This is a genomic window from Segatella bryantii (assembly GCF_022024215.1).
Lineage (GTDB): Bacteria > Bacteroidota > Bacteroidia > Bacteroidales > Bacteroidaceae > Prevotella > Prevotella bryantii.
This window is the reverse complement of record NZ_CP091798.1, coordinates 849,857-875,274: the sequence shown is the minus strand read 5'-3', so window position 1 is coordinate 875,274 and position 25,418 is coordinate 849,857. Positions and strand designations below refer to the sequence as shown.

The window sequence follows — 25,418 nt, the reverse complement described above, 5'->3', positions numbered from 1 at the left end:
ATTTTATATTATAATAAAAAATGGCTAAAGAAAAAAAGTTTATCACTTGTGATGGTAACACAGCTGCCGCACACGTAAGCTATATGTTTACAGAGGTTGCTGCCATCTACCCTATCACTCCGTCATCTCCAATGGCAGAGCACGTAGATGAATGGGCTGCCAAAGGTCGTAAGAACCTTCTTGGTCAGACTGTTACAGTTCAGGAAATGGAGTCTGAGGCAGGTGCTGCAGGTGCACTTCACGGTTCACTACAGTCAGGTGCATTGACATCTACTTATACAGCTTCTCAGGGTCTTCTTCTGATGATTCCTAATATGTATAAGATTGCTGGTGAGTTGCTTCCATGTGTATTCAACGTATCAGCTCGTACACTGGCTTCTCACTCACTTTGTATCTTCGGTGACCACCAGGATGTTATGGCTTGTCGTCAGACAGGTTTCGCTATGTTCTGTTCAGGTTCTGTTCAGGAAGTTATGGATCTTTCTGCAGTTCCTCACTTAGCTACCCTCGAGAGCAAAGTTCCATTCATTAACTTCTTCGACGGCTTCCGTACTTCTCATGAGTATCATAAGATTGAGGAAATGGATATGGAAGACATCCGTCCATTGGTTAAGAAGGAGTGGATTGAGGATTTCCGCAACCGTGCACTTACTCCTGAACGTCCTGTTACTCGTGGTACAGCTGAGAATCCAGAAACATTCTTCACACACCGTGAGGCTTCTAACAGCTATTACAACGCAATCCCAGAGATTGTAGAGAAGCACTTGGCTGAAATCAGCAAGATTACAGGTCGTGAATATCATTTGTTTAACTATTATGGTGCAGAAGATGCAGAAAACATTATCGTATTGATGGGTTCTGCAACAGAGCCAGCTCGCGAAGCTATCGATTACCTCGTAAAGCAGGGTAAGAAAGTTGGTATGGTAGCAGTTCACCTCTACCGTCCATTCTCTGTTGAGGCTATCAAGAAGGCTATTCCTGCTACAGTTAAGCGCATTGCTGTACTTGACCGTACTAAGGAACCAGGAGCTGAGGGCGAACCATTGTACCTCGATGTTAAGTCTGCTCTCTACGATGACGAGCGTAATCCATTGATTGTTGGTGGTCGTTATGGTTTGGGTTCTAGCGATACAACTCCATCTAAGATTGTTGCTGTATTCAAGAATCTCGAGTTGCCAGAGCCAAAGAATCACTTCACTGTAGGTATCGTAGACGATGTTACTTTCACTTCACTTCCAGAGGAAGAGGAAATTCCAATGGGTGGCGATAGTCTCTTCGAAGCTAAGTTCTTCGGTCTTGGTTCTGATGGTACTGTAGGTGCTAACAAGAACTCTGTACAGATTATCGGTAACAATACTGATAAATATTGCCAAGCTTACTTCTCATACGACTCTAAGAAGTCTGGTGGTTTCACATGTTCTCACCTCCGTTTCGGTGATGAGCCAATCCACTCTGCTTACTTGGTAAATACCCCTAACTTCGTTGCATGTCACGTTCAGGCTTACTTGCACATGTACGATGTTACTCGTGGTCTCCGTAAAAACGGTACATTCTTGTTGAATACTATCTTCGATGGCGAGGAGTTGATTAACTTCATCCCTAACCACGTTAAGGCTTATTTCGCAAAGAATAATATCAAGGTTTACTATATTAACGCTAGCAAGATTGGTCAAGAAATCGGTTTGGGTAACCGTACTAACACTATCCTCCAGTCTGCATTCTTCCGTATTACAGGTGTTATCCCTGTAGATCTCGCTGTTGAGCAGATGAAGAAGTTCATCGTTAAGTCTTACGGTAAGAAGGGTGAAGATATCGTTAATATGAACTACGCTGCTGTTGATCGTGGTGGTGAGTACAAAGAACTTACTGTTGATCCAGCATGGGCAAACCTTCCTGAAGATGAAAAGAAGGTTGACGATGCACCAGATTTCGTTAAAGAGCTCGTTCGTCCTATGAACGCACAGGCAGGTGACTTGTTGAAAGTTTCTGACTTCGTTAAGCACAATACTGTAGACGGTACTTGGCAGAACGGTACAGCTGCATACGAAAAGCGCGGTGTTGAAACATTCGTACCAGTTTGGAACGTAGAGAACTGTATCCAGTGTAACAAGTGTTCATTCGTTTGTCCTCACGCTGCTGTTCGTCCATTCGTTCTCGATGAAGCTGAAAAGGCTAACTTCCAGGGTGCAACTCAGGATATTTTGGCTCCTAAAGCTCTCAAGGGTATGAATTTCCGTATCCAGGTATCTGTACTAGACTGCCTTGGTTGTGGTAACTGTGCTGATGTCTGCCCAGGTAAGAAGGGTGAGAAGGCATTAAAGATGGTTCCATTCAATGTTGACGCTGAAGATATGATTCAGGAAGCAAAGAATTGGGATTATTGTGTTAAGAACGTAACTTCTAAGCAGGATCTTGTAGACATCAAGCAGAGCCCTAAGAACTCACAGTTTGCTCAGCCATTGTTCGAGTTCTCTGGTGCATGTTCAGGTTGTGGTGAGACTCCTTACGTTAAGTTGATTTCTCAGCTCTTCGGTGATCGTCAGATGGTTGCTAATGCTACAGGTTGCTCTTCTATCTATTCAGCATCTGTTCCTGCTACTCCATATACAACCAACGCTAAAGGTCAGGGTCCTGCTTTCGACAACTCATTGTTCGAGGACTTCTGCGAATTCGGTCTTGGTATGGCAATGGGTAACAAGAAGATGAAGGCTCGTATTGTAGAACTTTTGAACCAGGCTAAGGAAGACGCTAACGCTACAGAAGAATACAAGGCTGCTGCAGACAAGTGGATTGCAGCTAAGGACGATGCTGAGGGTTCTAAGGAAGCTGCTGCAGAGTTGAAGCCATTAATCGCTGCTGCTGCTGAAGCAGGTTGCCCTATCAACCAGGAGCTTAAGACATTGGATCATTACCTTGTTAAGCGTTCACAGTGGATTATCGGTGGTGACGGTGCTTCTTATGATATTGGTTACGGTGGTCTCGATCACGTACTTGCTTCTGGAGAAGATGTTAACATCTTGGTACTTGATACAGAGGTTTACTCTAACACTGGTGGCCAGTCTTCTAAGTCTACCCCAATCGGTGCTATCGCTCAGTTTGCTGCTTCAGGTAAGCGCGTTTCTAAGAAGGACCTTGGTTTGATGCAGGCAACCTATGGTTACGTTTATGTAGCTCAGATTGCAATGGGTGCTGATCAGAATCAGACATTGAAGGCTATCCGTGAAGCTGAGGCTTATCCTGGACCATCTTTGATTATCGCCTACGCTCCATGTATCAACCATGGTATCAAGGGTAAAGATCCAGATGGTAAGGGCAAGCGTTCTATGAACCGTTCACAGCACGAGGAAGAGCTCGCTGTTGAGTGTGGATACTGGCACTTGTGGCGTTTCGACCCACGTTTGGCAGAAGAAGGCAAGAATCCATTCCAGCTCGATTCTAAAGAGCCTAACTGGGATAACTTCCGTAACTACTTGATGGGTGAGGTTCGTTTTGCTTCTCTTGCTAAGGCATTCCCTAAAGAAGCAGAAGAGCTTTATGCTGCTACACAAGCTAGTGCTTTGAAGCGTTACAAGTCTTATGTTCGTAAGAGCAAAGAGGATTGGAGCGAATAATTCAAAGTTTCCAAACTAGAATAGTTTTATACTAATAAATAACGAGAGGAGTTCATCACACGATGAGCTCCTCTTTATTTATTAGAGCTGAATGCTAATAAAAAAAGTGATTAGAAAATTATCCAATCACTTTTTACTAAATAAAATATTTCTAAAATTACAAATTTTACCTTGATATTATACAGGGTCTTCAGTCCTGTCATTACTAAAGAGGTTATCTGCATCCTTCATCTCTTCCTCATCAAACCAAAGTCTCATTTTTTCTTTAGCCTTAACTTTAACATCATCAGAGACCTCACCCCATATCTTTTTAACTACGTATATCAACACAGCAATGTCATCAGTAAGACCAGCAATAGGAATGGCATCAGGTATAACATCTAATGGACTGATTAAATACCCTAAAGCACCTATAATAATAGCTTTGTCCTTCATGGATACTTTATCACTTTCTAATGTATAATACAGTATTAAAGCTGCATAAACCAATTTAGCACCAGAGCGCTTTGCTATACGAGCGATTTTCTCTATAAATGCTGTTTTATTAAACTTGTCCTTATAGGACATGAAATCTGGTAATTCAGGAGCTTGCATATATGTAACAATTAAGGATTTACAATTGATAATTCAATACATCATCGATATAACGATCTATTGACGGATTAGATATTTTATTTAACTTTGTACGAATCATAACCTTTACAATACACCATTTTATCAAACAAAGAAGCAAACCAACCAAGATAGCCATAATTATTGTCCACCTACCCAATGGTAAATTATCTTCAGGAATAGTAGACATCACTACAATAGGAATAACCATTAAGATTCCCACCCAGGTATATCGAGTTCTTTCTGAGCCCTCACTATCTATAATAGCCTGCTTGTCAAAAAGATAACTATCAAGTTCAGCACGTGTAATGCCATAATCCTCCATGACAGGAAAACCAGTTCTTCCTTCACAAGCACGGATACGATTAGTAACACTATGCTCAAAATCATCCAAAATTTTATTGGTTTCTTTTAAACGCATACACCATAAAAACAAAAAAAGGAAAAAAGAAAACAGTGCCCCTATAAGCCGGGTTCTGTACCTCAAAAAAGGTGCCTGTCATTTATCTAGTCTCAGAGTTACCCCTGAGCTCAAGCATTCTACCCTCCGCAGGAGTCCAAAGACAATCGAACGGGCCGCTCTCAATCTGCGGTATACATGAACTTGCGTCCTCCAGATGACACAGCCTGATGATCACCCATCAGCTGGTGGTCTCTTACACCACCTTCTCACCCTTACCCTAACACAACAAGATAAACCTCATTAGTATTTAAGGCGGTTATTTTCTTCTGCCGACACCTACTGTCACCAATAGCTTCTACTTTCGGAAGTGGAGTGCCCTATGCCGCCCGGACTTTCCTCTCGCACCATTAAGATGCCAGCGACAGAGCCGGGACACTGCTTTCATGATACAAAGATACTAAAAATATAATACATCAACAATATTTCCTTTACATAAATACAGTTTTTAAACTCTATTAGATTAACTCTTTCACTATTTTTTATCATAAAAGCCACTTTTAATTACATATATTTAATTATCTTTTCTTTCAATAAATATAATAGACCCCCAAAAATAGCACTACAAAACACTATATATAGATAAAACAAAGCTTTTTGTACATTAATTTGCGTTAAAGTGTTAAATCGAATTGTTAAAATGGGATAAAGAAATAACCTTTTTAGAACGAATAAAGAAAAATGCTCTTATATTTGCAAACGTAAAAGGGAAAACAGATCCCATATGGATTACAAAACCAATGGAAAACAATTCCATAATCGTACAATCCAATAGGAAATATTCCTTGAGAAACATAATAAGAACAATTTAAATAATTAAAAATATGAATAAACTAGGAAATTATGTAGTAACAGGTTTGTGCATAGCTTCACTTGCTATATCTTCAACTGCATTCATTAATGCAAAAGCTGCTAGCAAATCCATGGCTCTTCCTGCAGGTCAGCCTGTTGATTTAACTTATGCTGCAGACAAAGCTCTTCCTGCTGTAGTACATATTAAATATGTACAAAATGCAAAGACAAAGACTGTAGATGTTCAGAGCGACCCTTTCGATTTCTTCGATCCATTTGGATTCTTTGGCAATCCACAAGGTGGAAATGGCGGAACACAAAAAAGACAAGTACAAACACCAAAGAAGGAAGCTACAGGAAGTGGTGTTATTATAAGTTCTGATGGATATATCGTAACTAACAATCACGTAGTTAATGGTGCAGATGAATTAACTGTGACTTTAAATGATAACCGTGAATACAGTGCAACCATCATTGGCACAGACCCATCAACAGACCTTGCTCTCATCAAAATTAACGGAAAGAATCTTCCAACACTGCCTATAGGTAACAGTGATGAATTAAAAGTTGGCGAATGGGTAATTGCAGTAGGAAACCCGTATAACCTATCTTCTACAGTTACCGCTGGTATTGTTAGCGCTAAAGCCCGTGGTCTATCTGGACAAGGGGATGGCCCTAGTGTAGCTAGTTTTATTCAAACAGATGCAGCTATCAATCCTGGTAACTCAGGTGGAGCACTTGTTAATACTAAAGGTGAACTTGTAGGTATTAATGCTATGCTTTATTCACAAACAGGTAGTTATAGTGGTTATGGCTTTGCTATCCCTACTACTATCATGAATAAGGTAGTTGATGATCTTAAAAAATTTGGTAGCGTTCAGCGTGCTATGCTTGGCATTCAAGGCGGCGACGTTCTTAATTATATTAATAGCCAAAAAGAGGCTGGTAAAGAAGTCAATCTAGGAACCAACGAAGGCGTTTATGTGGCCAAAGTTGACGAAGAAGGCGCTGGTGCTGCTGCTGGATTAAAAGAAGGTGACGTTATTATTGCAGCAGATGGTAAAAAAGTTACAAAAATGTCTGAGCTTCAGGAAATTATAAGCAAGAAACGTCCTGGCGAAAGCCTCAGCTTAACTTATTTGCATAATAAGCAAAAGAAGAGTAAGACTGTAACTTTAAAGAACGCTCAAGGTACAACTTCTGTTATTAAAGCAGCCGATCTTGATATACTTGGAGGTAATTTTAGAGAAGTTACCAATGAGCAAAAAGAACAGCTTAAGATTAATTATGGTGTAGAGGTTACCAAGATAAATAAGGGTGCCCTTCAAAAAGCAGGTATCAGTCGTGGATTCATTATTCAGAAAGTCAATGATCAACCAATCAAGAGCATCGATGAACTTCAGAAAATTGTTAAAAATGCATCTACAAGCAAAGACCCTGTCCTCTATATCCAAGGTGTATGGCCTACAGGAAAGAAGGCTTACTTTGCTGTACCTCTTGAACAAGAATAAATCAGAGTTTCTATGGCTACTGTGTAGACATAAGACGTAGCAGATTGTTACAATAAAGATAAAAAATAGTAGGTATTTAGAAAAATATCTACTATTTTTTTTGTAAAATCAACAAAAAGCAGTACATTTGCGACTACTTAAATTATATGCCATGAGACAACTAAAGATCACAAAATCAATCACTAACCGTGAAAGCGCCGCATTAGACAGATATCTACAAGAAATCGGTCATGAAGACCTTATATCTGTTGATGAAGAAGTAGAACTTGCCCAACGTATAAAAAAAGGCGATAAAAGAGCATTAGAAAGACTCACAAAAGCAAACCTTAGATTCGTGGTCTCTGTTGCAAAACAATACCAGAATCAGGGACTAAGCCTTCCTGATCTTATTAACGAAGGAAATTTAGGGCTTATTAAAGCTGCAAAAAAATTTGATGAAACAAGGGGCTTTAAATTCATTTCATATGCTGTGTGGTGGATTCGCCAAAGTATTCTTCAAGCCATAGCAGAACAGAGTCGTATCGTTAGATTACCACTAAACCAAGTAGGCAGCGTAAATAAAATAAACCGACTTGTAAATAGTTTCGAACAAGAAAACGAACGACGCCCAAGTGTTGATGAAATTGCAGACAATATCGATTTGCCCGAAGATAAAATCGCAGATGCACTAAACGTGAATACACACCATGTAAGTGTTGATGCACCATTTCAAGAAGGTGAAGACAATAGCTTACTTGACGTACTTCCAAATACGGATATACCTTCAGCAGACAGTGAGTTGGTGCACGAATCGTTACGTGAAGAAATCGCACGAGTTCTTGAAACGCTAAACCAGCGAGAACGCAATGTCGTAGAGGCTTTTTTCGGAATAGGACAAGCCGAAATGACCCTGGAGGAAATTGGTGACAAATATGGACTCACTAGAGAAAGAGTTAGACAAATTAAGGAGAAAGCTATAAGGCGACTCCGTCACAATACGAAAAATAAGTACCTAAAAAGTTATTTAGGTCAATAAAAATTATCATAAATGAAATTTATAAAATACACTCTGTTAGTAGCACTTTATGTGATATCAGCATTCTGTGCAAATGCCAAGAATAAGCAAACAACTCTTTATATGTATGGAGTTGCAGCTTCGTTTAATGATTCAACCATCTATTTTACCGATGTACAACAGGTAGATTCTGCATGGATTGAAACAAGTAATAATTTTCTTATAAGCCGAGACAATTATTCATACCAACTTAGAGATTTTCTTGCAAACCATGGTGAACCTAACAGAACATGTATTGTTTCTTTTGCAACAACAGCTAAAAAAGCTCAAAAGAAATACCAAAAAACCTTGAACAAATATCTTAATGCCAAAAAAGAAAATTTTGATGTAAGATATCTGAAGCGTGAAGATTTTGCATTCAAATCTATTGCACCTTACGAAGCTGAAGAACAAAACGCCGAAACAAAAAAAGAAAAGAAAATTAAGAAGAAAAAAGAAAATACTAGAAAACGACCAACTTTAGGAGCAAAACCTCAAGAAGGAATGCCTAATCAGCCACCTATGGGCGGCGATATGATGTAATCATACATTTGATTTTCTGCTTTAAAAAACACAAATATGAGTAATGTTTATTACTACAACATTGCTGAATATGATATCCGAATTCATTTTTCAAATACGAGATATCATCCACAATATATATTATCTTCCTTTGAGCCTTTTCGACAAGAAAAGCCCAAAGGAAAACTTTTTTTTGACTTTACCATAGACAACCATCTATGTCCTTATCCAAAGGAAAAAGTAACTCCAATTCGTACATTCGATACAGGAAATGGAAATACAACAGTAGATTTGCTCGATAATGGAGGATACCAGTATATTATTAAAGATATTGAAGGAAACAAATGTGCTTTACTCATTTCAAATAAAGACTTTTCAGAATGTCATTGCGCTTTACGTGGCACTTTTGCCATGCAGCGCTTTGGTATAAACAATGCACTGATGTTAGTATTTGCATTTGCCGGAAGCTTCCACCAAACACTTTTACTTCATGCTTCACTTGTAAGAAAAGATGGCTATGGATATGCTTTTATTGCCAAGAGCGGCGTAGGAAAAAGTACACACGTAAGTTTATGGTTGAGAAACATTGAAGGTTGTGATTTAATGAACGATGATAATCCGATTTTACGCATTATCAATGGAAAGCCTTTCATTTACGGTAGTCCTTGGAGCGGTAAAACACCATGCTATCGCAATATAAAAGCAAAATTAGGTGCAATAACAAGAATAGATCGAGCGTTGCAAAACAGCATAGAACAAGTTAGACCAGCAGAAGCCTTTGCATCCCTATTGCCAGCATGTAGTACAATGAAGTGGGATCAAGTTATTTTTCATCATACCTGCAATACAATAGCTCATATTATAGAGACCACATCTATATATACCTTACATTGTTTACCTAACGAAGAAGCTGCAATAATATGTCAGAAGATCATATCCAAGAATTGAAATTCGCAAATTCTATTTTCATTCCTGAAATCATAAAATTTCTGGAACAAGGACATACTGTTACTATTAAACTTAAAGGATATTCTATGCGACCATTTTTGGAAAATAACCGAGATAAAGCTATTCTTCGCAAACCTGACAAACTGAAAAAAGGAGACGTAGTATTAGCAGAAATTAGTCCTCAAAATTATGCTTTACACCGAATTATTAAAATAATTGGTGAAAATATTGTACTACGTGGTGATGGCAATTTAACATGTGAATACTGTAAATCGGAAAACATCAAAGGATATGCAGTAGGATTCTATCGGAAAGGAAAGAAAAATATGGACTCAACTAACAGCATGAAATGGAAATTATATTCAAAAGTATGGTGTGCACTATTTCCCATTAGACGCTATCTCCTTGCGTTCTATCGAATATTATGGATACCTCTTTTCGAGACAAAATAAGAACGTTACTAATTATATTATTATAAGCAAAACAGAAAACTAATGAGAGCAAAAAGTGGATTCTTCCTCAAAAACATATGCGGAGAAAGCATTATCATCGCTGAGGGTGCTGAAAATATCGACTTCAGCAAGATTATTAGCATGAACGAAAGTTCAGTCTATCTGTGGGAAAAAATACAGAATATAAACTTTACAGAAGAAACTTTGGCAGAATTATTAATAGAAGAATATGAAGTAAGCAAAGAGAAAGCCTTAACTGACTGTCATGCACTTATCAAACAATGGATGCAAGCCGGCATCATAGAATGCGATAATAAAGTTGAAATTACAAAGGGGTGAGTCATAATAAGACACAACCCCTTACATATTTGAATAGTATTGATTCCATCTCTATAATAAGAAAAATAAAGAGACACCAAGCACAGAAATCACAGCACCTGCAACAACCTTAAGTGTCAATTTCTGATGAAAGAAATACCAACTAGGCAAAAGAATAATAATAGGAGTTGTAGCCATCAATGTTGAAGCTATACCTGCCGCAGTATACTGAACAGCCATCAGAGAAAAACCTACTCCTAAAAAAGGACCAAATAAAACCGCTAGCAATAACATGCCCATTCCCTTATGTTCACGATGACTTTTCTTAAGCTGTGAATACTCACCACGAACCAATAACCAAATAAAAAAACATATAAAACCTGCTATACATCGAATCATATTTGCCGAGAAAGGAAGATAGTTTTCTAACTGAGGCAATAGCTCATGAGGAACACCTGCCGTATATCGATCAAGCCCTATCTTAGACAAAACTAATCCTATGCCCTGTCCCAAACCTGCACCCAAGCCAAAGAGAACTCCTTGCCAAGGCAAATTTAATTTTACTTTCTTACCTTCTCCACGGCCCAATACAGTAATTGCAATTCCCAACAATGTTACCATCATAGCAACAAGAGATTGCCAAGAAAGCTGCTGCCCAAGTGTAAACCATGCAGCAAAAGCTGCAGCCATTGGAGCTATTGTCATAAAAAGTTGACCATATCGACTTCCTATCCATATATAACTATTAAATAGACACCAATCACCAAAAAAATATCCGACAACTCCAGAAAAAAGTAACCATAACCATGTTCCTCCATCTGCATAAACAGGAAACCAAGTTCCTGTAAAAAAATACATAAAAAAAGCAGAACACAAGAATGCCAATAACATTCGCCATACATTAGAGACAAAAACACCCATTCTCTTGGTTGCAACTTCTGATGCCATTGCAGTTATTGTCCAACTGAAAGCTACACCTATTGAAATAATTTCACCTATAAATTGCATATATTTTTACTTAATATATTCGTAAACGATGCAAAGATAACCATTTTTACACTTTTGACAAAATAAATATGTACCTTGTAACAAGTAATTCTATAAAATCTGGATATAATATGAAATCAACATACTGGAATAAATTATATACTCATAAACAAAACTATGTAAAAACTAAATAAAAATATTGTTCGCGACTTCATGTAATCAGTTCGCTTTTTCGGGTATTACTACACCACCTTACATATAAATAGTTTTTTAACGGTTATGACATTATATTATCATAAAAAAAAGGTAACTTTGCAATAATATTATAATAGATACTTGTTATACATGAGAAAAATATTTATAACAATAGCTTTATTAAGTTCTTTCGAGTATGTTGGAGCACAAAATACGTTATCACTCCAATATTGCCGCAAACTAGCTCTTGATAACAACAAGCAATTACAAATATCTAAAGTTGCAGTTGATATTGCAGAAAACGTTCATAAGTCGGCAAAAACAAAATATCTCCCCAAAGTAGACGCATTGGGCGGATATGAACTTTTCTCAAAGGAAATCTCACTACTCAACGCTGATCAAAAATCAGCACTATCAGGACTTGGTTCAAACATAGTTTCTCAAATGGGAAACGGATTAACTTCTAGAGTAAGTGAACTTTTAGGCGGATTAGTACAAAGTGGCATTTTACCGGCTCAAACAGCACAGCAATTAGGACAGCAACTTGGCCAAGACCTGAATGGAGCTGCAGAAAACGGCAACACTATTGGGAATAAAGTAAAAGATGCACTACGTACAGACACACGAAATATTTGGGCAGCAAGCATCATGCTGAGACAGCCAATTTACATGGGAGGTGCAATCATTGCAGCTAATAATATCGCTAAAATTGGCAAAGATATGGCTATTAACAATATGGACAACAAACAACAAAATGTTCTCTATGCTGTAGACAATGCCTATTGGTTAACCGTTTCTCTTAAAAACAAGGAAAAACTTGCATTGCAATATCGAGAACTCCTTGGCAAATTAAATAATGATGTCCATAAACTCATCAAGGAGGGACTAGCTACAAAATCAGACGGATTAAAAGTTGAAGTAGCTGTAAATGAAGCCGACATGAATATTACACGATTACAAGATGGTGTAGCCCTAGCTAAAATGTCTCTTTGTCAACTCTGCGGAATAGATCTTAATGAAGGTATCGTACTAGAAGACGAAAACAAAAATTTTTCAGAATCTACCGAAACTAATATAGCTACGACAACTGACACAAGTTTTCAAGCTCGACCTGAGGTTAGATTGTTGCAAAATATGGTTGATATTTCAGAGCAAAACATAAAATTAACACGCGCACTATATTTACCACATATCGCTCTCACGGGCGGATATATGGTAAGTAATCCGAATATATTTAACGGCTTTGAAAAAAAATTCTCTGGTGTTTGGAACGTTGGAATTCTCGTTCAAATACCAGTATGGAATTGGTTTGATAGTAGATATCGTATACGTACCAGCAAAGGTATGACTCAAATAGCCTTATTGGAATTGAATGACGTAAAAAGCAAGATAAGTCTACAAGTTGCTCAAAGCCGATTCAAAGTTAACGAGGCAACCAAAAAACTGAATATGGCACGAAAAAATATGGAGGCTGCTCAGGAAAACTTGCGTTGTGCTAATCTAGGTTTTAAAGAAGGAGTCATGAGCGTTACTGACGTCATGAAAGCACAAACAGCTTGGGTAAAAGCCCAAACCGAAATTCTCGACTCTGATATTGATGTTAAACTCTCACAAATAACCCTCAATAAAGCTTTAGGCTTATTCAAATAGAACACTAATTAACGTACAACAGAATATAGAAAAATAAAAAATATGTCAAAAACATCACAACATAGAAATATATTACTAGCCATTGGCGGTTTTATAAGTGTAATCGTTATTGTAGGTACAATTGGATACTTCACCGTGGATAGAGAACCGACTACAATACAGGGATCGCTAGAAGTCAGCGAATATAGAGTTTCTTGTAAACTTCCTGGTCGTATCAAGGAAATTCGTGTACAAGAAGGAGAAATAGTACACAAAGGCGATACTCTAGCCATACTTGAGATACCCGAGATAAATGCACAAGAAGACGTAGCAAAAGCAACTGCTGGAGCAACAGAGGCTTTAAGTGACTTAGTTGAAGCTCCTACACGTAAAGAAACTGTAGAAGCTGCATACCAACTATATCAACAAGCAGTTGCTGCCATGGGCATTGCTGAAAAAACATTTGGTAGAACAGACCGTTTATATGCTGAAGGTGTTGTAACAGGACAGAAACGCGATGAAGCTCAGGCTGCCTATACTGCTGCTAAAGCTGCTGTTGCTGCAGCTAAATCACAGTGGGAATTAGCTAAAAATGGTGCTAGAGCTCAACAAAAAGAGGCTGCTATAGAACAAGCTAAAGCTGCCAGAAGCGCTGTTAACGTCGTAAAATCTGTATTAAAAGAAACTATTCAAGTTGCCACACATGATGGTGAAGTAAGTACTATTTATCCAAAAGTTGGTGAACTTGTTGGACTTGGAAGCCCAATTATGAGTATATCTATAATGGATGATATGTGGGGAACCTTTAATGTACGTGAAGACGAACTTAAAGGTCTAAAGATTGGAGACACTTTTACAGCATTTGTTCCTGCTTTTAACAAAGATATTAAAATGAAAGTTTATGCTATGAAGGATGCTGGATCATATGCTACATGGAAGGCAACCAAGACTACGGGGCAATACGACTTGAAGACTTTTCAAGTTAAAGCACGTCCTATAAACAAATTTGAAGGACTTCGCCCAGGCATGTCTCTTATCGTAAAAAAATAAAAAGAATGAAATGACAGAAGACAGAGAACATACATGTTTAGATAGCTCAAAGCAAAAAAAAGCTAACATTCTGCAGTGTATAGGAAGATTAGCCTATCGAGAAGCAGGATTTATTACAAAAAATCCTGTTTATCTCTTTTGTGGTGTTATCTTCCCTATCATCGTAATCCTCTTCTTTACATCACTCATGAACGAAGGCGTACCTACCGATATGCCTTGCGGTGTTGTTGACCTAGATAACACTTCAACTACTCGTGAATTAATAAGGACTTTAGACAGTTTTGAATCAACTCAAATAACCGACCACTATTCTAACGTTGCAGAGGCTCGTAAAGCCATTCAAAGAGGCGACATATATGCTTTTATCTACTTTCCAGAAGGTACAACTAGAGATTTATTGGGCAAAAGACAGCCTAAAATTTCATTCTATTATAGCAGTGTTGTCATGGTAGCAGGAAATATGCTATTTAAAGATCTAAAAACCGTAAGCAGTCTAGGTTCAGCTGCAATAGGTAAAGCCAAGCTCAATATGATTGGAAAAAGTGAAAGCGAAATTATGGCTTTTTTACAACCTACAACTGTTGACTTACACATGATTGGAAATCCATGGGCAAACTATAATGTCTATCTCAGTAGTGTCATGATTCCTGGTGTTCTTATGCTTCTCATGTTTCTTATAACTACCTATTCCATCGGAACGGAATTAAAATTTGGACTTAACCATGAATGGTTAGCTATGGCTAATAACAATATTTGGATTGCATTAACTGGAAAACTACTTTTTCAGTTTGTAATCTTCTTCTCCATAATGATGGGATATATGTGGTATTTATATGGACATCTCTGTTTTCCACATCCAGGAGGCTTAAAAGTAATAATACTTCTAGCCTTTTTGACTGTAGTAGCAGCCCAAGGTTTTGGAGTATTTGCTTTTGGTATTGCACCATCATTACGCATGTCAATGAGTATTAGCTCTCTATGGGGAGTAGTAGGGTTCTCCGCTTGTGGTGCAACTTTTCCTGTATTTGCGATGGATTCTATCATAGAAGCCGTAGCACAGCTCTTCCCATTACGTCATTATTACATGATATACCAAATGAACCTGTTTAATGGTTATCCATTATCTGATGCATGGTGGGACATAACTGCACTCACAATCTTTGCATGCCTACCAATATTAGTTACCTGGCACATTAAAAAAGCCATGGTTGAATATGTTTATATGCCATAAAGCTATGAATAAGACCGATAATAATATAATAGAAAAGTGTACAAGTTTCATAACAGACATTATCTATGTATGGTGGGTAGAATTAAAAAACATCTTCAAGGATGAAGGTGCTCTTATCTTTATGGTAGTTGTGCCTCTTGCCTATCCCCTACTATACTCATGGATATATAATAATGAAGTTGTTAGAGATGTACCTGTTGCAATCGTAGATATGTCTCATTCCACAAAGAGTAGAGAGTTTATACAAAAATTAGATGCAACACCTGATGTTAAAACAACTTATTTTTGCAATAATATACAAGAAGCTAAAGATCTTGTTGGAAAACAAGTTGTACATGGAGTTATTTATTTTCCTGAAGATTTTGAGAGAGCTATTGGTCGAGGTGAGCAAAGCCATATAGGTTGCTATTGTGATATGAGTTTAATGCTGACATACAAAGCTATTTATCAAGCTACACAGTCTGTATCACTCGATATGAATACAGAAATACAGAAACCCAAATCATTTAGTTTCACTTCTCGCGATGAAGAAATCAACACAAAACCTCTTGAATTTGATGAAGTCAATATCTTCAATACAACAGGTGGATATGGCAATGCCTTACTACCAGGTGTTCTTGTATTAATATTGCAACAAACTTTGTTATTGGGCATTGGCTTATTAGCAGGAACTGCTCGTGAAAAAAATCCAGGAAACCATCTGGTTCCTAATAGTCCACATTATAGTAGTGCTATTCCCATCATTACTGGTAAGGGTTTAAGCTACCTCATGGTATATGCCGTTATGGCTGCATATATCTGCTTATGTGTACCAAGATTCTTTCACTTTACTACTTTAATAAACAAGTGGGATTTACTTATAATCATGGTCCCATACTTATTAGCTGCAATTTTCTTTGGTCTAATGCTTTCATGTACCATTAGATATCGAGAAAATGTAATGTTACTTGTTGTATTTACATCAGTACCATTCTTATTCTTAGCTGGCGTTAGTTGGCCTCTAAGCAATATACCAGGAATCTGGCAGGGAATTAGTTGGCTAATTCCATCAACATTTGGTATTAGAGCCTTCCTTAAATTAAGCAGTATGGGAGCAGACATGTCAGATATTCAAACTGAATATCTTGCTCTCTGGCTGCAAACTGGTATTTATTTTATCGCATCTTGCTTAGTTTATCATCACCATATTCAACGAACAAAACAACCATGTGAAGATGAACAATAAAATAAACATATAAAAGAAGGTAAGCAATTACTGCTTACCTTCTTTTATATAACCTTTTGATATTAAATCATAATAAAGAGCTTCTAATTCACCTCTTGTTAGATGTTCAACACTATGTTCGATAATTCTTATAAGTTCATCACGACGATACTCCCCAGATGAACCAAATTTATTAAAGTCCATAATAAAAGACAGTATTTATTTTTTTACTTCTGGAACAGCAAACTTATCACCAGTCTGCTTAATAACCTCTCTAAAATAACTCTTAGAGAAACCTGGACGTATAGTAGGAGCTGCAATACCCTCTTTAGTCATTTTAAAGGCTCCATTTTCTTCTGGTTTTACTACCATATCATTGTATTTAACAATCATATAATAAGCCATTTTTTTCCAATCTGATAGCATCGACTGAGCCTTATCATTACTATAACTATTCAGATACTTGACTGCTTCCTCTGAACTTTTCTTATAAAGTTGTAAAGCATTTGCTTCAACTTGCTTCTGATCTTTAAAATATGAATTTTCTAGGCTGTCTCTAACTTGTTTCAGAGTTGGAAATAGCATAGAATATCTAGGATACACCATATTACTAACCCAGTTACATACCCAGAAAGCATTTTTATCAGAAAAAGTTACATCATCAGCACCGGGAGTATTATAGCACTCAGGCTGAATCGTGTTACCACAATAAATAGGAGTATACGCAATCATGTTGGCATCATCATTGCCAAACCATAGAACACCACCAATTTGACGAGGCAACCAATTGCGCATCTGACTAACAAATGTAAAACCTGTCTGCTGTGTACTTATTGGTCGCTCATTAAAATATTGCTTACCATCAACCTCAAAAGTAAGTGGACTTGGGCGATAAGGCATTTCCCAAAGACCTCCACCAATATCTTCACCATCAGCTACAGACAATGGAGTACCTTCATAGTGGTCACGCATACACATTTCCACATCCTGAACGCTTAATTTACGATTAGGCAAAATCCAAAGAGGCATATCTTCAGCATTTGCATCCTTTCCAAGAGCCCAAGGAAGCCAGCGGCTCATATCATGAAAATGATTGAAGAAACTCCAAGCACGTGCATCGCAAAAGCGTCGACCTTCAAAATCTGGGAAAGCATAGGTATTCTTCCAAGAGAAGTCCTTATCCTTACCCACATACCATCCTTTATTACGAGCAAAACTAACAACATTTTTACTATGAAGTACTTCTGTTTTATAAGCAGAGAATACACCTATTCTACTTTGGTTAGCATGAGCACAAATAGCATTATCAGGGATACGAACTGCACACCATACAACTTTATTATGTTTATCACCACCGCAGCCTTGCATCTCAAGAATCCATGCTTCATTAGGATCACAAATAGTAAAAGTTTCACCTTCTGAATAGTAACCATACTTTTCGACTAAAGAAGTCATAACCTTAATTGCTTCACGTGCTGTCTTGCTTCGCTGCAAACCAATATAAATTAAACTTCCATAATCAATAATTCCTGTAGTGTCAACCATCTCATGTCTGCCTCCATAAGTGGTTTCCCCTATAGTTACTTGAAATTCATTGATATTACCTATCACATTATAAGTTTCTGCAGCTTCTGGTATTTCACCAAGGTATTTATGAGTATCCCAATCTACAATCTTACGCATTTCACCCTTAGCATGCTTAGCCGCAGGATAATGACATAAACCTATATACATACCATAAGAATCGGCATTGTAACTACAAATCACCGACCCATCAACAGATGCAGACTTACCTACTATAAAATTTGTACATGCCATTGAGGTATATAATCCCAAAATGGCACATACAAAACTGATCAAAATTCTTTTCATATTTTGAAATCAACTAGAAAATATGCAATGCATAATTAATCACAAGCCTTAAAGCTCATATCAAGCCCCTTAACAGAATGAGTTAAAGCACCTACAGAGATAAAATCTACTCCTTGTTCGGCATAACTACGAATTGTATCAAAAGTAATGCCACCAGAAGACTCTGTTTCGTAACGATGATCAATGATTTTAACAGCTTTAAGAGTATCTTCTGGAGTAAAGTTATCCAACATGATTCGATTAACGCCACCACAATCAAGAACCTGCTGAAGTTCATCAAAATCACGAACTTCTATTTCTATTTTTAGATCAAGATTATTTTCCTTAAGATACTCATGGCAACGATTAATTGCATTTGCAATACCTCCAGCAAAGTCGATATGATTATCTTTAAGCAGAATCATATCAAATAGTCCGATACGATGATTCATACCACCACCAATCTTAACAGCCTGCTTCTCTAAGATACGAAGGCCAGGAGTTGTTTTGCGAGTATCGAGGACACGAGTACCTGTGCCTTCAAGTAACTTTACATACTTACTTGTCATGGTAGCAATACCACTCATACGCTGCATGATGTTAAGCATCAAACGCTCTGTCTGAAGCAAACTTCTAGTTTTACCAGTTACAACCATTGCAATATCACCAACTTTAACAGGAGTTCCATCAGTAATTAATACATCAACCTGCAATGTTGGATCAAAACGAGCAAATACTTTTTTTGCAATTTCTACACCTGCAAGTATACCATCTTCTTTTATCAATAAATGGCTCTTACCCACAGCATTTTCCGGAATACAACAAAGAGTTGTATGGTCACCATCACCAATATCTTCTGCAAAAGCGAGGTCGATTAATCTCTCCTCCAATTCATCTACACTTAACATAAAATCCAAGTTTTAATATTTTTTATTCTAACATTCTACCATTCCAATAAGCTCTAAGCACATGAAACTCATCATAATGTATTTCAATTTTTCCACCTAACCATTCTGTCATTGGCATTTCATCAGAAAATTCTGAATAATCTACAACAATACCATCAACAAGCGTAACAAAAGCTTGATATAATGAATGATCAGCTAACTCTACAATATGTGCTGCAAAACGACGACTAGCCATTATTTTTTCTCTACTTTCATTTTCACTGCATCTTCTGCTTTTACAACTCGAGTTAAAACTCTAGCAGATCCAAGAGACTCATCAGGAACAGATGAACCAGGAGCCGGTATATGACTAGAGTCTAAACGAGATTGCTGTAAAGAATCAGATGAAAGGTTTGTAGAAGTAATAGATTCTCGTATATGCATACGAACCATTTTTATATTATCTATGATTAACAATCGCAAAGTTGTCTCACTACTTCCCACATCATTACCTTGTCCCAACAAAAAGTAGCCCTTAATGGCTTTGATACCGACTCGATCGCGATCTTCAAGCTGTATATTGAAATGCTGACTATTTTGGATATGAAGCAATTGAGAAGCTACACTATCATTGGCAAAAGTAACTGCTAAAACGACAATGCCATCACGCATTCCGTCTTGATATAAGAACTGTGCATCAAAGTCAAAAAGTATACGGTCACCCTTATGATACGCAGAATCTACAGGTAACGAAAATGTTTCTAAATTAAAAGGCTTGTTTGGAGAAAGAATTAAAGCATTATTGCCATTCCAAATATTTGTGGTATCACCAGATGCAACATCACCATAACGTTGTAAATCATTAGCATCCGCTCCTAATGCAACACTTTCGTTTTTCAATCTATCCACAAGATTTTTATAAACATCATGAAGCAACTCTGTATGACGCGAATAATATACCATTGAACTATCAAATTCAGCTTCTGTGACATTGTACTTTTTGAGTATGGCAACACGATATGTTATCATATCGGCACCACTTCCACCTCTCTGGTTATCAGCCATTGCCTGAGCTATATGATAATCATATAAAATATCCTCCATTTCATCACTAGACAAATATTCACTAGGAATACCTGGCTTACAAGACTGCAAAAATAAAAGCAGTACAAAGAAGGAACCAACAAGCTTTAAAAATACTTTCAATGTATATAACATATTACTTATCCTCCTCTGTCACAGGATTCTTTTTATTACGCTTAGTAGAAAAAGAAGTACTTAAATCATCTAGATCTTTTCGACAAAAAAGCAGCATACTAATCACACCAACACTGACACAAGCATCGGCATAATTAAACACAGGACTAAAAAAGACAAACTCTTCACCACCCCAAAAAGGAAACCAGTCAGGCCACGTTGCTACAATCAAAGGAAAATAGAACATATCTACTACTTTACCCAACAAGAAAGAAGAATAGCCCTGACCAAATGGAACAAAATAAGATACATAATAAGGTGAAGATGCATTGAAAATCAATCCATAAAACATTGAATCAACCATATTTCCAAATGCACCTGCTAAAATAAGAGCCAAACAAACAACATAACGCAAACGCGCATTCTTTTTTATTTGCCCATACAAATAATAACCTATCAAAGATATAGCAACTAAACGGAACAAACTGAGCACCATCTTATTAAAAAAAGTCATGCCCCAAGCCATACCATTATTTTCGATAAAGTTAATATAAAACCAGTCTGTAATACGAATAGACTCGCCCAAACTCATTGATGTCTTAACATTAATCTTTATAACTTGATCAATAATCAATGAAATGACTACAATGAGTATGGCGAGCCAACCTTTATGATTTTTCAAAAAATTATTCATATTCAAATATATACATGATTCTAAATCATGCAAAGTAACTTAATCAGTGTCTTCGTGCATTTTTTGACTCCACACTAAGTGTGGCATGTGGAACTGCACGTAATCGTTCTTTCGGAATGAGCTCCCCTGTAACTCGGTCAACTCCATAAGTTTTATTCTGGATTCGAATAAGTGCGGCTTCAAGACCTTTAATAAACTTTTGTTGACGCTGAGCCATTCTTAGGAGATCTTCCTTTGATTGCACTTCAGTTCCTTCCTCCACAGCGTGATAAGTCGGAGACGTATCAGCAACATCATTACTAACGGAATTGTCTAACTGTGACATCATATCCTTATAGTCACGTCGAGCTAAAGCTAATTTGTCATCAATAATAGCTTTAAACTCTGCAAGTTCCTCATCTGAATAACGTTTTTTGGCTGTAGTCATAATAATTATTTTTATAAGGTTAATAATAAATTGGGGAGAGATCGTTTTCTCTCTCCCCCAATTATCGCATTAATATTAATCTTTTACAACTTTGATATTGATAGAAAAGTCATCAAACTCAGTTGCAACTCCATCATTATCAGCAATAGTTATACTATTGGCCAACACCTGTCCTTTAATTAATTCAGCATATGCCTCAACGGCTTTCTCTACCTCTTCTTGAGGAGCAAGAGTAATTTGGACACGATCAGTAATCTCAAGCCCAGAATCCTTTCTAATATTTTGGATTCGGTTAATTAATTCACGAGCCATACCCTCCTTTTTCAACTCCTCAGTCAATTCCACTTCAAGAGCAACTGTAAGATTACCTTCATTAGAGACCAGCCAACCTGGAATATCCTCAGATATAATCTCGACATCAGCTACATCAACAGTAATTGACTGATCTTCAAGTTCGAAGCAATAAGAACCATTCTGCTCAAGCAAAGCTATCTGTTCCTGGCTCAAAGTACTCATATGAGCAGCAACTCCCTTCATAAGTTTACCATACTTCTTACCCATAACACGGAAATTGCATTTTACCTTCTTGACGAGAATACCTTGACCCTCAACAAACTTAAGTTCCTTGACATTCACCTCATTTTTCACAAGTTCAGCTACAGCTTCGATATGAGCCTTTTGCTCATCGTTAACTGCAGGTATCATAATCTGCTGAAGTGGCTGACGAACTTTGATATTTACCTTACGACGAAGAGCAAGAACCATAGAAGTAATCTTCTGAGCGATAGCCATACGTGCCTCTAAATCAACATTAATTGCTGTCTCATCTACAGCAGGATACTGTGATAAGTGGACACTAGCCAAATTACCACCCAAATCCTTATATAATTGATCTGCGAAGAACGGCGCAAATGGAGCAACAACCTTAGCCACAGTCATCAAACAAGCATAGAGAGTCTGATAAGCACTCAGTTTGTCTTCGCTCATCTCTTTACCCCAGAAACGCTTACGATTCAAACGAACATACCAGTTACTCAAGTCGTCATTAACAAAAGATTCGATCAAACGACCAGCACGTGTAGGATCATAACTATCCAACTCCTTCTTAACATTTTTAACTAATGTATTAAGACATGAGAGAATCCAACGATCTATCTCTGGACGCTTTTCGAAAGCTACCTGTGGAGCATCTACATCAAAATTATCAACATTTGCATAAAGTGCAAAGAAAGAATAGGTATTGTAAAGAGTTCCAAAAAACTTACGACGCGTTTCATCTACACCATTAGGATCAAACTTCAAATTATCCCATGGTTCACTATTTGTAAGCATGTAAAAGCGTACAGGATCAGCGCCATACTTATCAATCATCTCAAATGGGTTGGTAACATTACCTACATGCTTACTCATCTTGTTACCCTTTGCATCAAGTACTAAACCTGAAGAAATAACATTTTTGAAGGCAACCTGGTCAAATACCATGGTTGAAATCGCATGCAAAGTGAAGAACCAACCACGAGTTTGGTCAACACCCTCATTAATGAAGTCTGCTGGATAATAAGCTGGAGGTACAGGGATACCTGTATATGTGCTATGTACCAATTCTTCTCGATACTCGGCTTCACTCTTGCCTGTAGCAGCCAAAGCCTCAGCATTCATAGCTCCCTCAAATGGGTAATGCTGCTGTGCATAAGGCATTGAACCAGAATCAAACCAAACATCAATCAAGTCACTCTCACGATACATAGGCTTACCTTCCTCATCTACCAATATTATACGGTCAATATATGGACGATGTAAATCTATCTTATCATAGTTTTCCTGACTGTAATCACCAGGAATAAAACCTTTATCCTTCAAAGGGTTAGAAGTCATAACACCTGCAGCAACAGACTTTTCGATTTCTGCATATAACTCCTCTAAAGAACCAATACATTTAGCATTACGATTTTCATCACGCCAAATATTCAATGGAGTACCCCAAAAACGTGAACGAGAAAGATTCCAGTCATTCAAGTTCTCAAGCCAATTACCAAAACGACCACTACCAGTTGATTCTGGCTGCCAGTTGATTGTTTTGTTTAACTCTACCATACGCTCTTTTTTAGCTGTATCTTTAATAAACCAGCTATCGAGTGGATAATAGAGAATTGGCTTGTCTGTACGCCAACAATGAGGATAATTGTGTACATGCTTCTCTATCTTGAACGCAGTACCTTCCTGCTTCATCTCCATACAAATGACGACATTAAGATCTTCAGCCTTTTCACTAGCTTTCTTATCCCAAACGCCATCAGGATTATATTTCGGATCGTATGAATTCTTTACATAATCACCTGCATGGTGACTGTATACATCGTTTACACAAGCCTTTACAAAATTGACATCAAGATCGTCTACTAAGTAATACTTACCCTGGAGATCAACCATAGGACGAGTTTCTCCCTTCTTTGAAATAAGATAAAGAGCAGGGATATTAGCATCCTTAGCAACCTTAGCATCGTCAGCACCAAAAGTAGGCGCAATATGTACGATACCAGTACCATCATCAGTTGTCACGTAGTCACCCAATATAACTCTGAAGGCCTCATCAGCCATTTCCACAAACTTATCGCGCCCATCCTCACTGGCAAATACCTTTTCAGGATGCGCCGCAGCATATTCATTAACAAATGAAGGTGCAAAATCGCCAATTTTTTCACAAGGCTTAACCCATGGCATTAACTGCTGATAGTGTATACCTTCAAGGTCTGTTCCTTTAAAATGAGCAATAATCTTATAAGGTACGTATTTATCACCATGCTGATATTCTGGCAGTTCGCCATCATCCGTAACTTGACCTTCAGGCTTCAAATAAGCATTAACCAAATCATTAGCCATGATGAGGGTCATCTTTTTTGCATTATATGGATTATAAGTTTGAATAACCACATAATCAAACTTAGGACCTACACAAAGAGCTGTATTAGAAGCTAAAGTCCAAGGTGTTGTTGTCCAAGCTAAGAAATAAGGAGCACCCCACTCTTTTGCATGCTTCAAACTCTGACTTTTAGTTTTCAAAACTTCCCAATCAGCTGGTTGAATAGCAAATTGAGCAGTAACAGTTGTATCTTTAACATCACGATAGCAACCAGGCTGATTCAATTCATGAGAAGATAAGCCAGTACCTGCTCCAGGAGAATAAGGTTGAATAGTATAGCCCTTATAAAGTAAACCTTTATTATAGAGTTGTTTCAACAACCACCATAGTGTTTCAATATACTTATTGTCATAGGTAATATAAGGATGATCAAGATCCACGAAATAGCCCATTTCTTCTGTCAAAGTACGCCATTCCTGAGTAAACATCATGACATTTTCACGGCATTTCTTATTGTAATCTTCTACAGAAATATACTTTTCTGAAGCCTTATTATCAATATCCTTTTTCGTGATACCTAATTCTTTTTCCACACCAAGTTCTACAGGAAGTCCATGAGTATCCCATCCAGCCTTACGATGAACCTGGAATCCTTGCATAGTTTTGTATCTATTAAAAGTATCCTTGATAGAACGAGCAAGGACATGATGAATACCCGGATGACCATTAGCAGATGGAGGTCCCTCAAAGAAAATAAATTGAGGACATCCTTCACGCTCATCAATAGATTTGTGGAAAATATCATTCTTTTCCCACTCTGCTAAAACGTCTTTATTGGTCTTAACAAGATCAAGACCGTTATGTTCGGCAAATTTCTTAGCCATGATATGATCTTTATTTATTACGTAATATTTTTTAATGAGCGCAAAGTTACACAAAAATATTTT

The 25,418-nt window shown here is 37.4% G+C and carries 22 protein-coding genes and 1 other RNA gene; 11 read left to right on the top strand and 12 right to left on the bottom strand.

Annotated features, from left to right (window positions below; all coding sequences use genetic code 11):
* Nucleotides 1-20 precede the first annotated feature (20 nt).
* Nucleotides 21-3,611, top strand: coding sequence for a pyruvate:ferredoxin (flavodoxin) oxidoreductase (gene nifJ / locus L6471_RS07680; RefSeq protein WP_006282379.1), 3,591 nt, complete (start codon nucleotides 21-23; stop codon nucleotides 3,609-3,611).
* A 177-nt stretch (nucleotides 3,612-3,788) separates the two neighbouring features.
* Here nifJ and L6471_RS07675 read toward each other — a convergent pair whose 3' ends face one another.
* From L6471_RS07675 to rnpB, 3 genes are all read right to left on the bottom strand, one after another.
* Nucleotides 3,789-4,205, bottom strand: coding sequence for a YkvA family protein (locus tag L6471_RS07675; protein WP_006282380.1), 417 nt, complete (start codon nucleotides 4,203-4,205; stop codon nucleotides 3,789-3,791).
* Nucleotides 4,206-4,224: 19 nt separating this feature from the next.
* On the bottom strand, nucleotides 4,225-4,644 hold the full coding sequence (locus L6471_RS07670; protein WP_006282381.1) for a hypothetical protein: 420 nt from the start codon (nucleotides 4,642-4,644) through the stop codon (nucleotides 4,225-4,227).
* A 28-nt stretch (nucleotides 4,645-4,672) separates the two neighbouring features.
* Nucleotides 4,673-5,065, bottom strand: an RNA gene (rnpB, locus tag L6471_RS07665) — RNase P RNA component class A.
* 442 nt (nucleotides 5,066-5,507) lie between these two features.
* Here rnpB and L6471_RS07660 point away from each other — a divergent pair.
* From L6471_RS07660 to L6471_RS07635, 6 genes are all read left to right on the top strand, one after another.
* Complete coding sequence (locus tag L6471_RS07660) at nucleotides 5,508-6,986, top strand: Do family serine endopeptidase (protein WP_006282382.1); 1,479 nt, start codon at nucleotides 5,508-5,510, stop codon at nucleotides 6,984-6,986.
* A gap of 151 nt (nucleotides 6,987-7,137) precedes the next feature.
* Nucleotides 7,138-8,001: a sigma-70 family RNA polymerase sigma factor gene (locus L6471_RS07655; protein WP_027453451.1), complete on the top strand. Its 864-nt coding sequence runs from the start codon at nucleotides 7,138-7,140 to the stop codon at nucleotides 7,999-8,001.
* Nucleotides 8,002-8,013: 12 nt separating this feature from the next.
* On the top strand, nucleotides 8,014-8,562 hold the full coding sequence (locus L6471_RS07650) for a hypothetical protein (RefSeq protein ID WP_074548326.1): 549 nt from the start codon (nucleotides 8,014-8,016) through the stop codon (nucleotides 8,560-8,562).
* A gap of 36 nt (nucleotides 8,563-8,598) precedes the next feature.
* Nucleotides 8,599-9,489 (top strand): hypothetical protein, encoded by an 891-nt coding sequence (locus L6471_RS07645; RefSeq protein ID WP_237797647.1) that lies wholly within the window; start codon nucleotides 8,599-8,601, stop codon nucleotides 9,487-9,489.
* On the top strand, nucleotides 9,462-9,941 hold the full coding sequence (locus tag L6471_RS07640; protein ID WP_074614274.1) for a S24/S26 family peptidase: 480 nt from the start codon (nucleotides 9,462-9,464) through the stop codon (nucleotides 9,939-9,941). The genes L6471_RS07645 and L6471_RS07640 overlap by 28 nt, the downstream gene beginning before the upstream one ends.
* A gap of 42 nt (nucleotides 9,942-9,983) precedes the next feature.
* Nucleotides 9,984-10,280, top strand: coding sequence for a PqqD family protein (locus L6471_RS07635; protein WP_006282388.1), 297 nt, complete (start codon nucleotides 9,984-9,986; stop codon nucleotides 10,278-10,280).
* Nucleotides 10,281-10,331: 51 nt separating this feature from the next.
* Here L6471_RS07635 and L6471_RS07630 read toward each other — a convergent pair whose 3' ends face one another.
* On the bottom strand, nucleotides 10,332-11,267 hold the full coding sequence (locus L6471_RS07630) for a DMT family transporter (protein WP_237797646.1): 936 nt from the start codon (nucleotides 11,265-11,267) through the stop codon (nucleotides 10,332-10,334).
* Between the two features lie 324 nt (nucleotides 11,268-11,591).
* Between L6471_RS07630 and L6471_RS07625 the strand changes: the two genes are divergently transcribed.
* Genes L6471_RS07625 through L6471_RS07610 form a run of 4 tightly spaced genes read left to right on the top strand, consistent with a single transcriptional unit; the run spans nucleotide 11,592 to nucleotide 16,576 of the window.
* The gene (locus L6471_RS07625) at nucleotides 11,592-13,091 is read left to right on the top strand and encodes a TolC family protein (protein WP_237797645.1); all 1,500 of its coding nucleotides are present in this window, start codon (nucleotides 11,592-11,594) and stop codon (nucleotides 13,089-13,091) included.
* A 42-nt stretch (nucleotides 13,092-13,133) separates the two neighbouring features.
* Nucleotides 13,134-14,120 (top strand): HlyD family secretion protein, encoded by a 987-nt coding sequence (locus L6471_RS07620; protein ID WP_006282392.1) that lies wholly within the window; start codon nucleotides 13,134-13,136, stop codon nucleotides 14,118-14,120.
* A gap of 10 nt (nucleotides 14,121-14,130) precedes the next feature.
* A complete protein-coding gene (locus L6471_RS07615) occupies nucleotides 14,131-15,351 on the top strand; it encodes an ABC transporter permease (protein ID WP_006282393.1) in 1,221 nt (406 codons plus the stop codon).
* Nucleotides 15,352-15,355: 4 nt separating this feature from the next.
* The gene (locus L6471_RS07610; protein ID WP_237797644.1) at nucleotides 15,356-16,576 is read left to right on the top strand and encodes an ABC transporter permease; all 1,221 of its coding nucleotides are present in this window, start codon (nucleotides 15,356-15,358) and stop codon (nucleotides 16,574-16,576) included.
* Between the two features lie 27 nt (nucleotides 16,577-16,603).
* Here L6471_RS07610 and L6471_RS07605 read toward each other — a convergent pair whose 3' ends face one another.
* From L6471_RS07605 to ileS, 8 genes are all read right to left on the bottom strand, one after another.
* A complete protein-coding gene (locus L6471_RS07605) occupies nucleotides 16,604-16,759 on the bottom strand; it encodes a hypothetical protein (protein ID WP_006282395.1) in 156 nt (51 codons plus the stop codon).
* 15 nt (nucleotides 16,760-16,774) lie between these two features.
* Nucleotides 16,775-18,427 (bottom strand): dipeptidase, encoded by a 1,653-nt coding sequence (locus L6471_RS07600; protein WP_027453448.1) that lies wholly within the window; start codon nucleotides 18,425-18,427, stop codon nucleotides 16,775-16,777.
* Nucleotides 18,428-18,462: 35 nt separating this feature from the next.
* Nucleotides 18,463-19,314 carry a carboxylating nicotinate-nucleotide diphosphorylase gene (gene nadC, locus L6471_RS07595; RefSeq protein ID WP_027453447.1) on the bottom strand — a complete coding sequence of 284 codons (852 nt, stop codon included), beginning with the start codon at nucleotides 19,312-19,314 and terminating at the stop codon, nucleotides 18,463-18,465.
* Nucleotides 19,315-19,336: 22 nt separating this feature from the next.
* Entirely contained in the window at nucleotides 19,337-19,549 is a 213-nt protein-coding gene (locus tag L6471_RS07590; RefSeq protein ID WP_006282398.1) for a hypothetical protein, read from the bottom strand.
* Complete coding sequence (locus L6471_RS07585) at nucleotides 19,549-20,499, bottom strand: DUF4296 domain-containing protein (RefSeq protein WP_173651726.1); 951 nt, start codon at nucleotides 20,497-20,499, stop codon at nucleotides 19,549-19,551. Before L6471_RS07585 ends, L6471_RS07590 begins: the two co-directional genes overlap by 1 nt.
* Before the next feature lie 13 nt (nucleotides 20,500-20,512).
* Nucleotides 20,513-21,184 carry a lipoprotein signal peptidase gene (locus L6471_RS07580; protein ID WP_027453445.1) on the bottom strand — a complete coding sequence of 224 codons (672 nt, stop codon included), beginning with the start codon at nucleotides 21,182-21,184 and terminating at the stop codon, nucleotides 20,513-20,515.
* A 43-nt stretch (nucleotides 21,185-21,227) separates the two neighbouring features.
* Nucleotides 21,228-21,611, bottom strand: a complete 384-nt coding sequence (locus L6471_RS07575) for a TraR/DksA family transcriptional regulator (protein WP_006282401.1) — start codon at nucleotides 21,609-21,611, stop codon at nucleotides 21,228-21,230.
* A 75-nt stretch (nucleotides 21,612-21,686) separates the two neighbouring features.
* Nucleotides 21,687-25,355, bottom strand: a complete 3,669-nt coding sequence (gene ileS / locus L6471_RS07570; RefSeq protein WP_237797643.1) for an isoleucine--tRNA ligase — start codon at nucleotides 25,353-25,355, stop codon at nucleotides 21,687-21,689.
* Nucleotides 25,356-25,418: the final 63 nt, after the last annotated feature.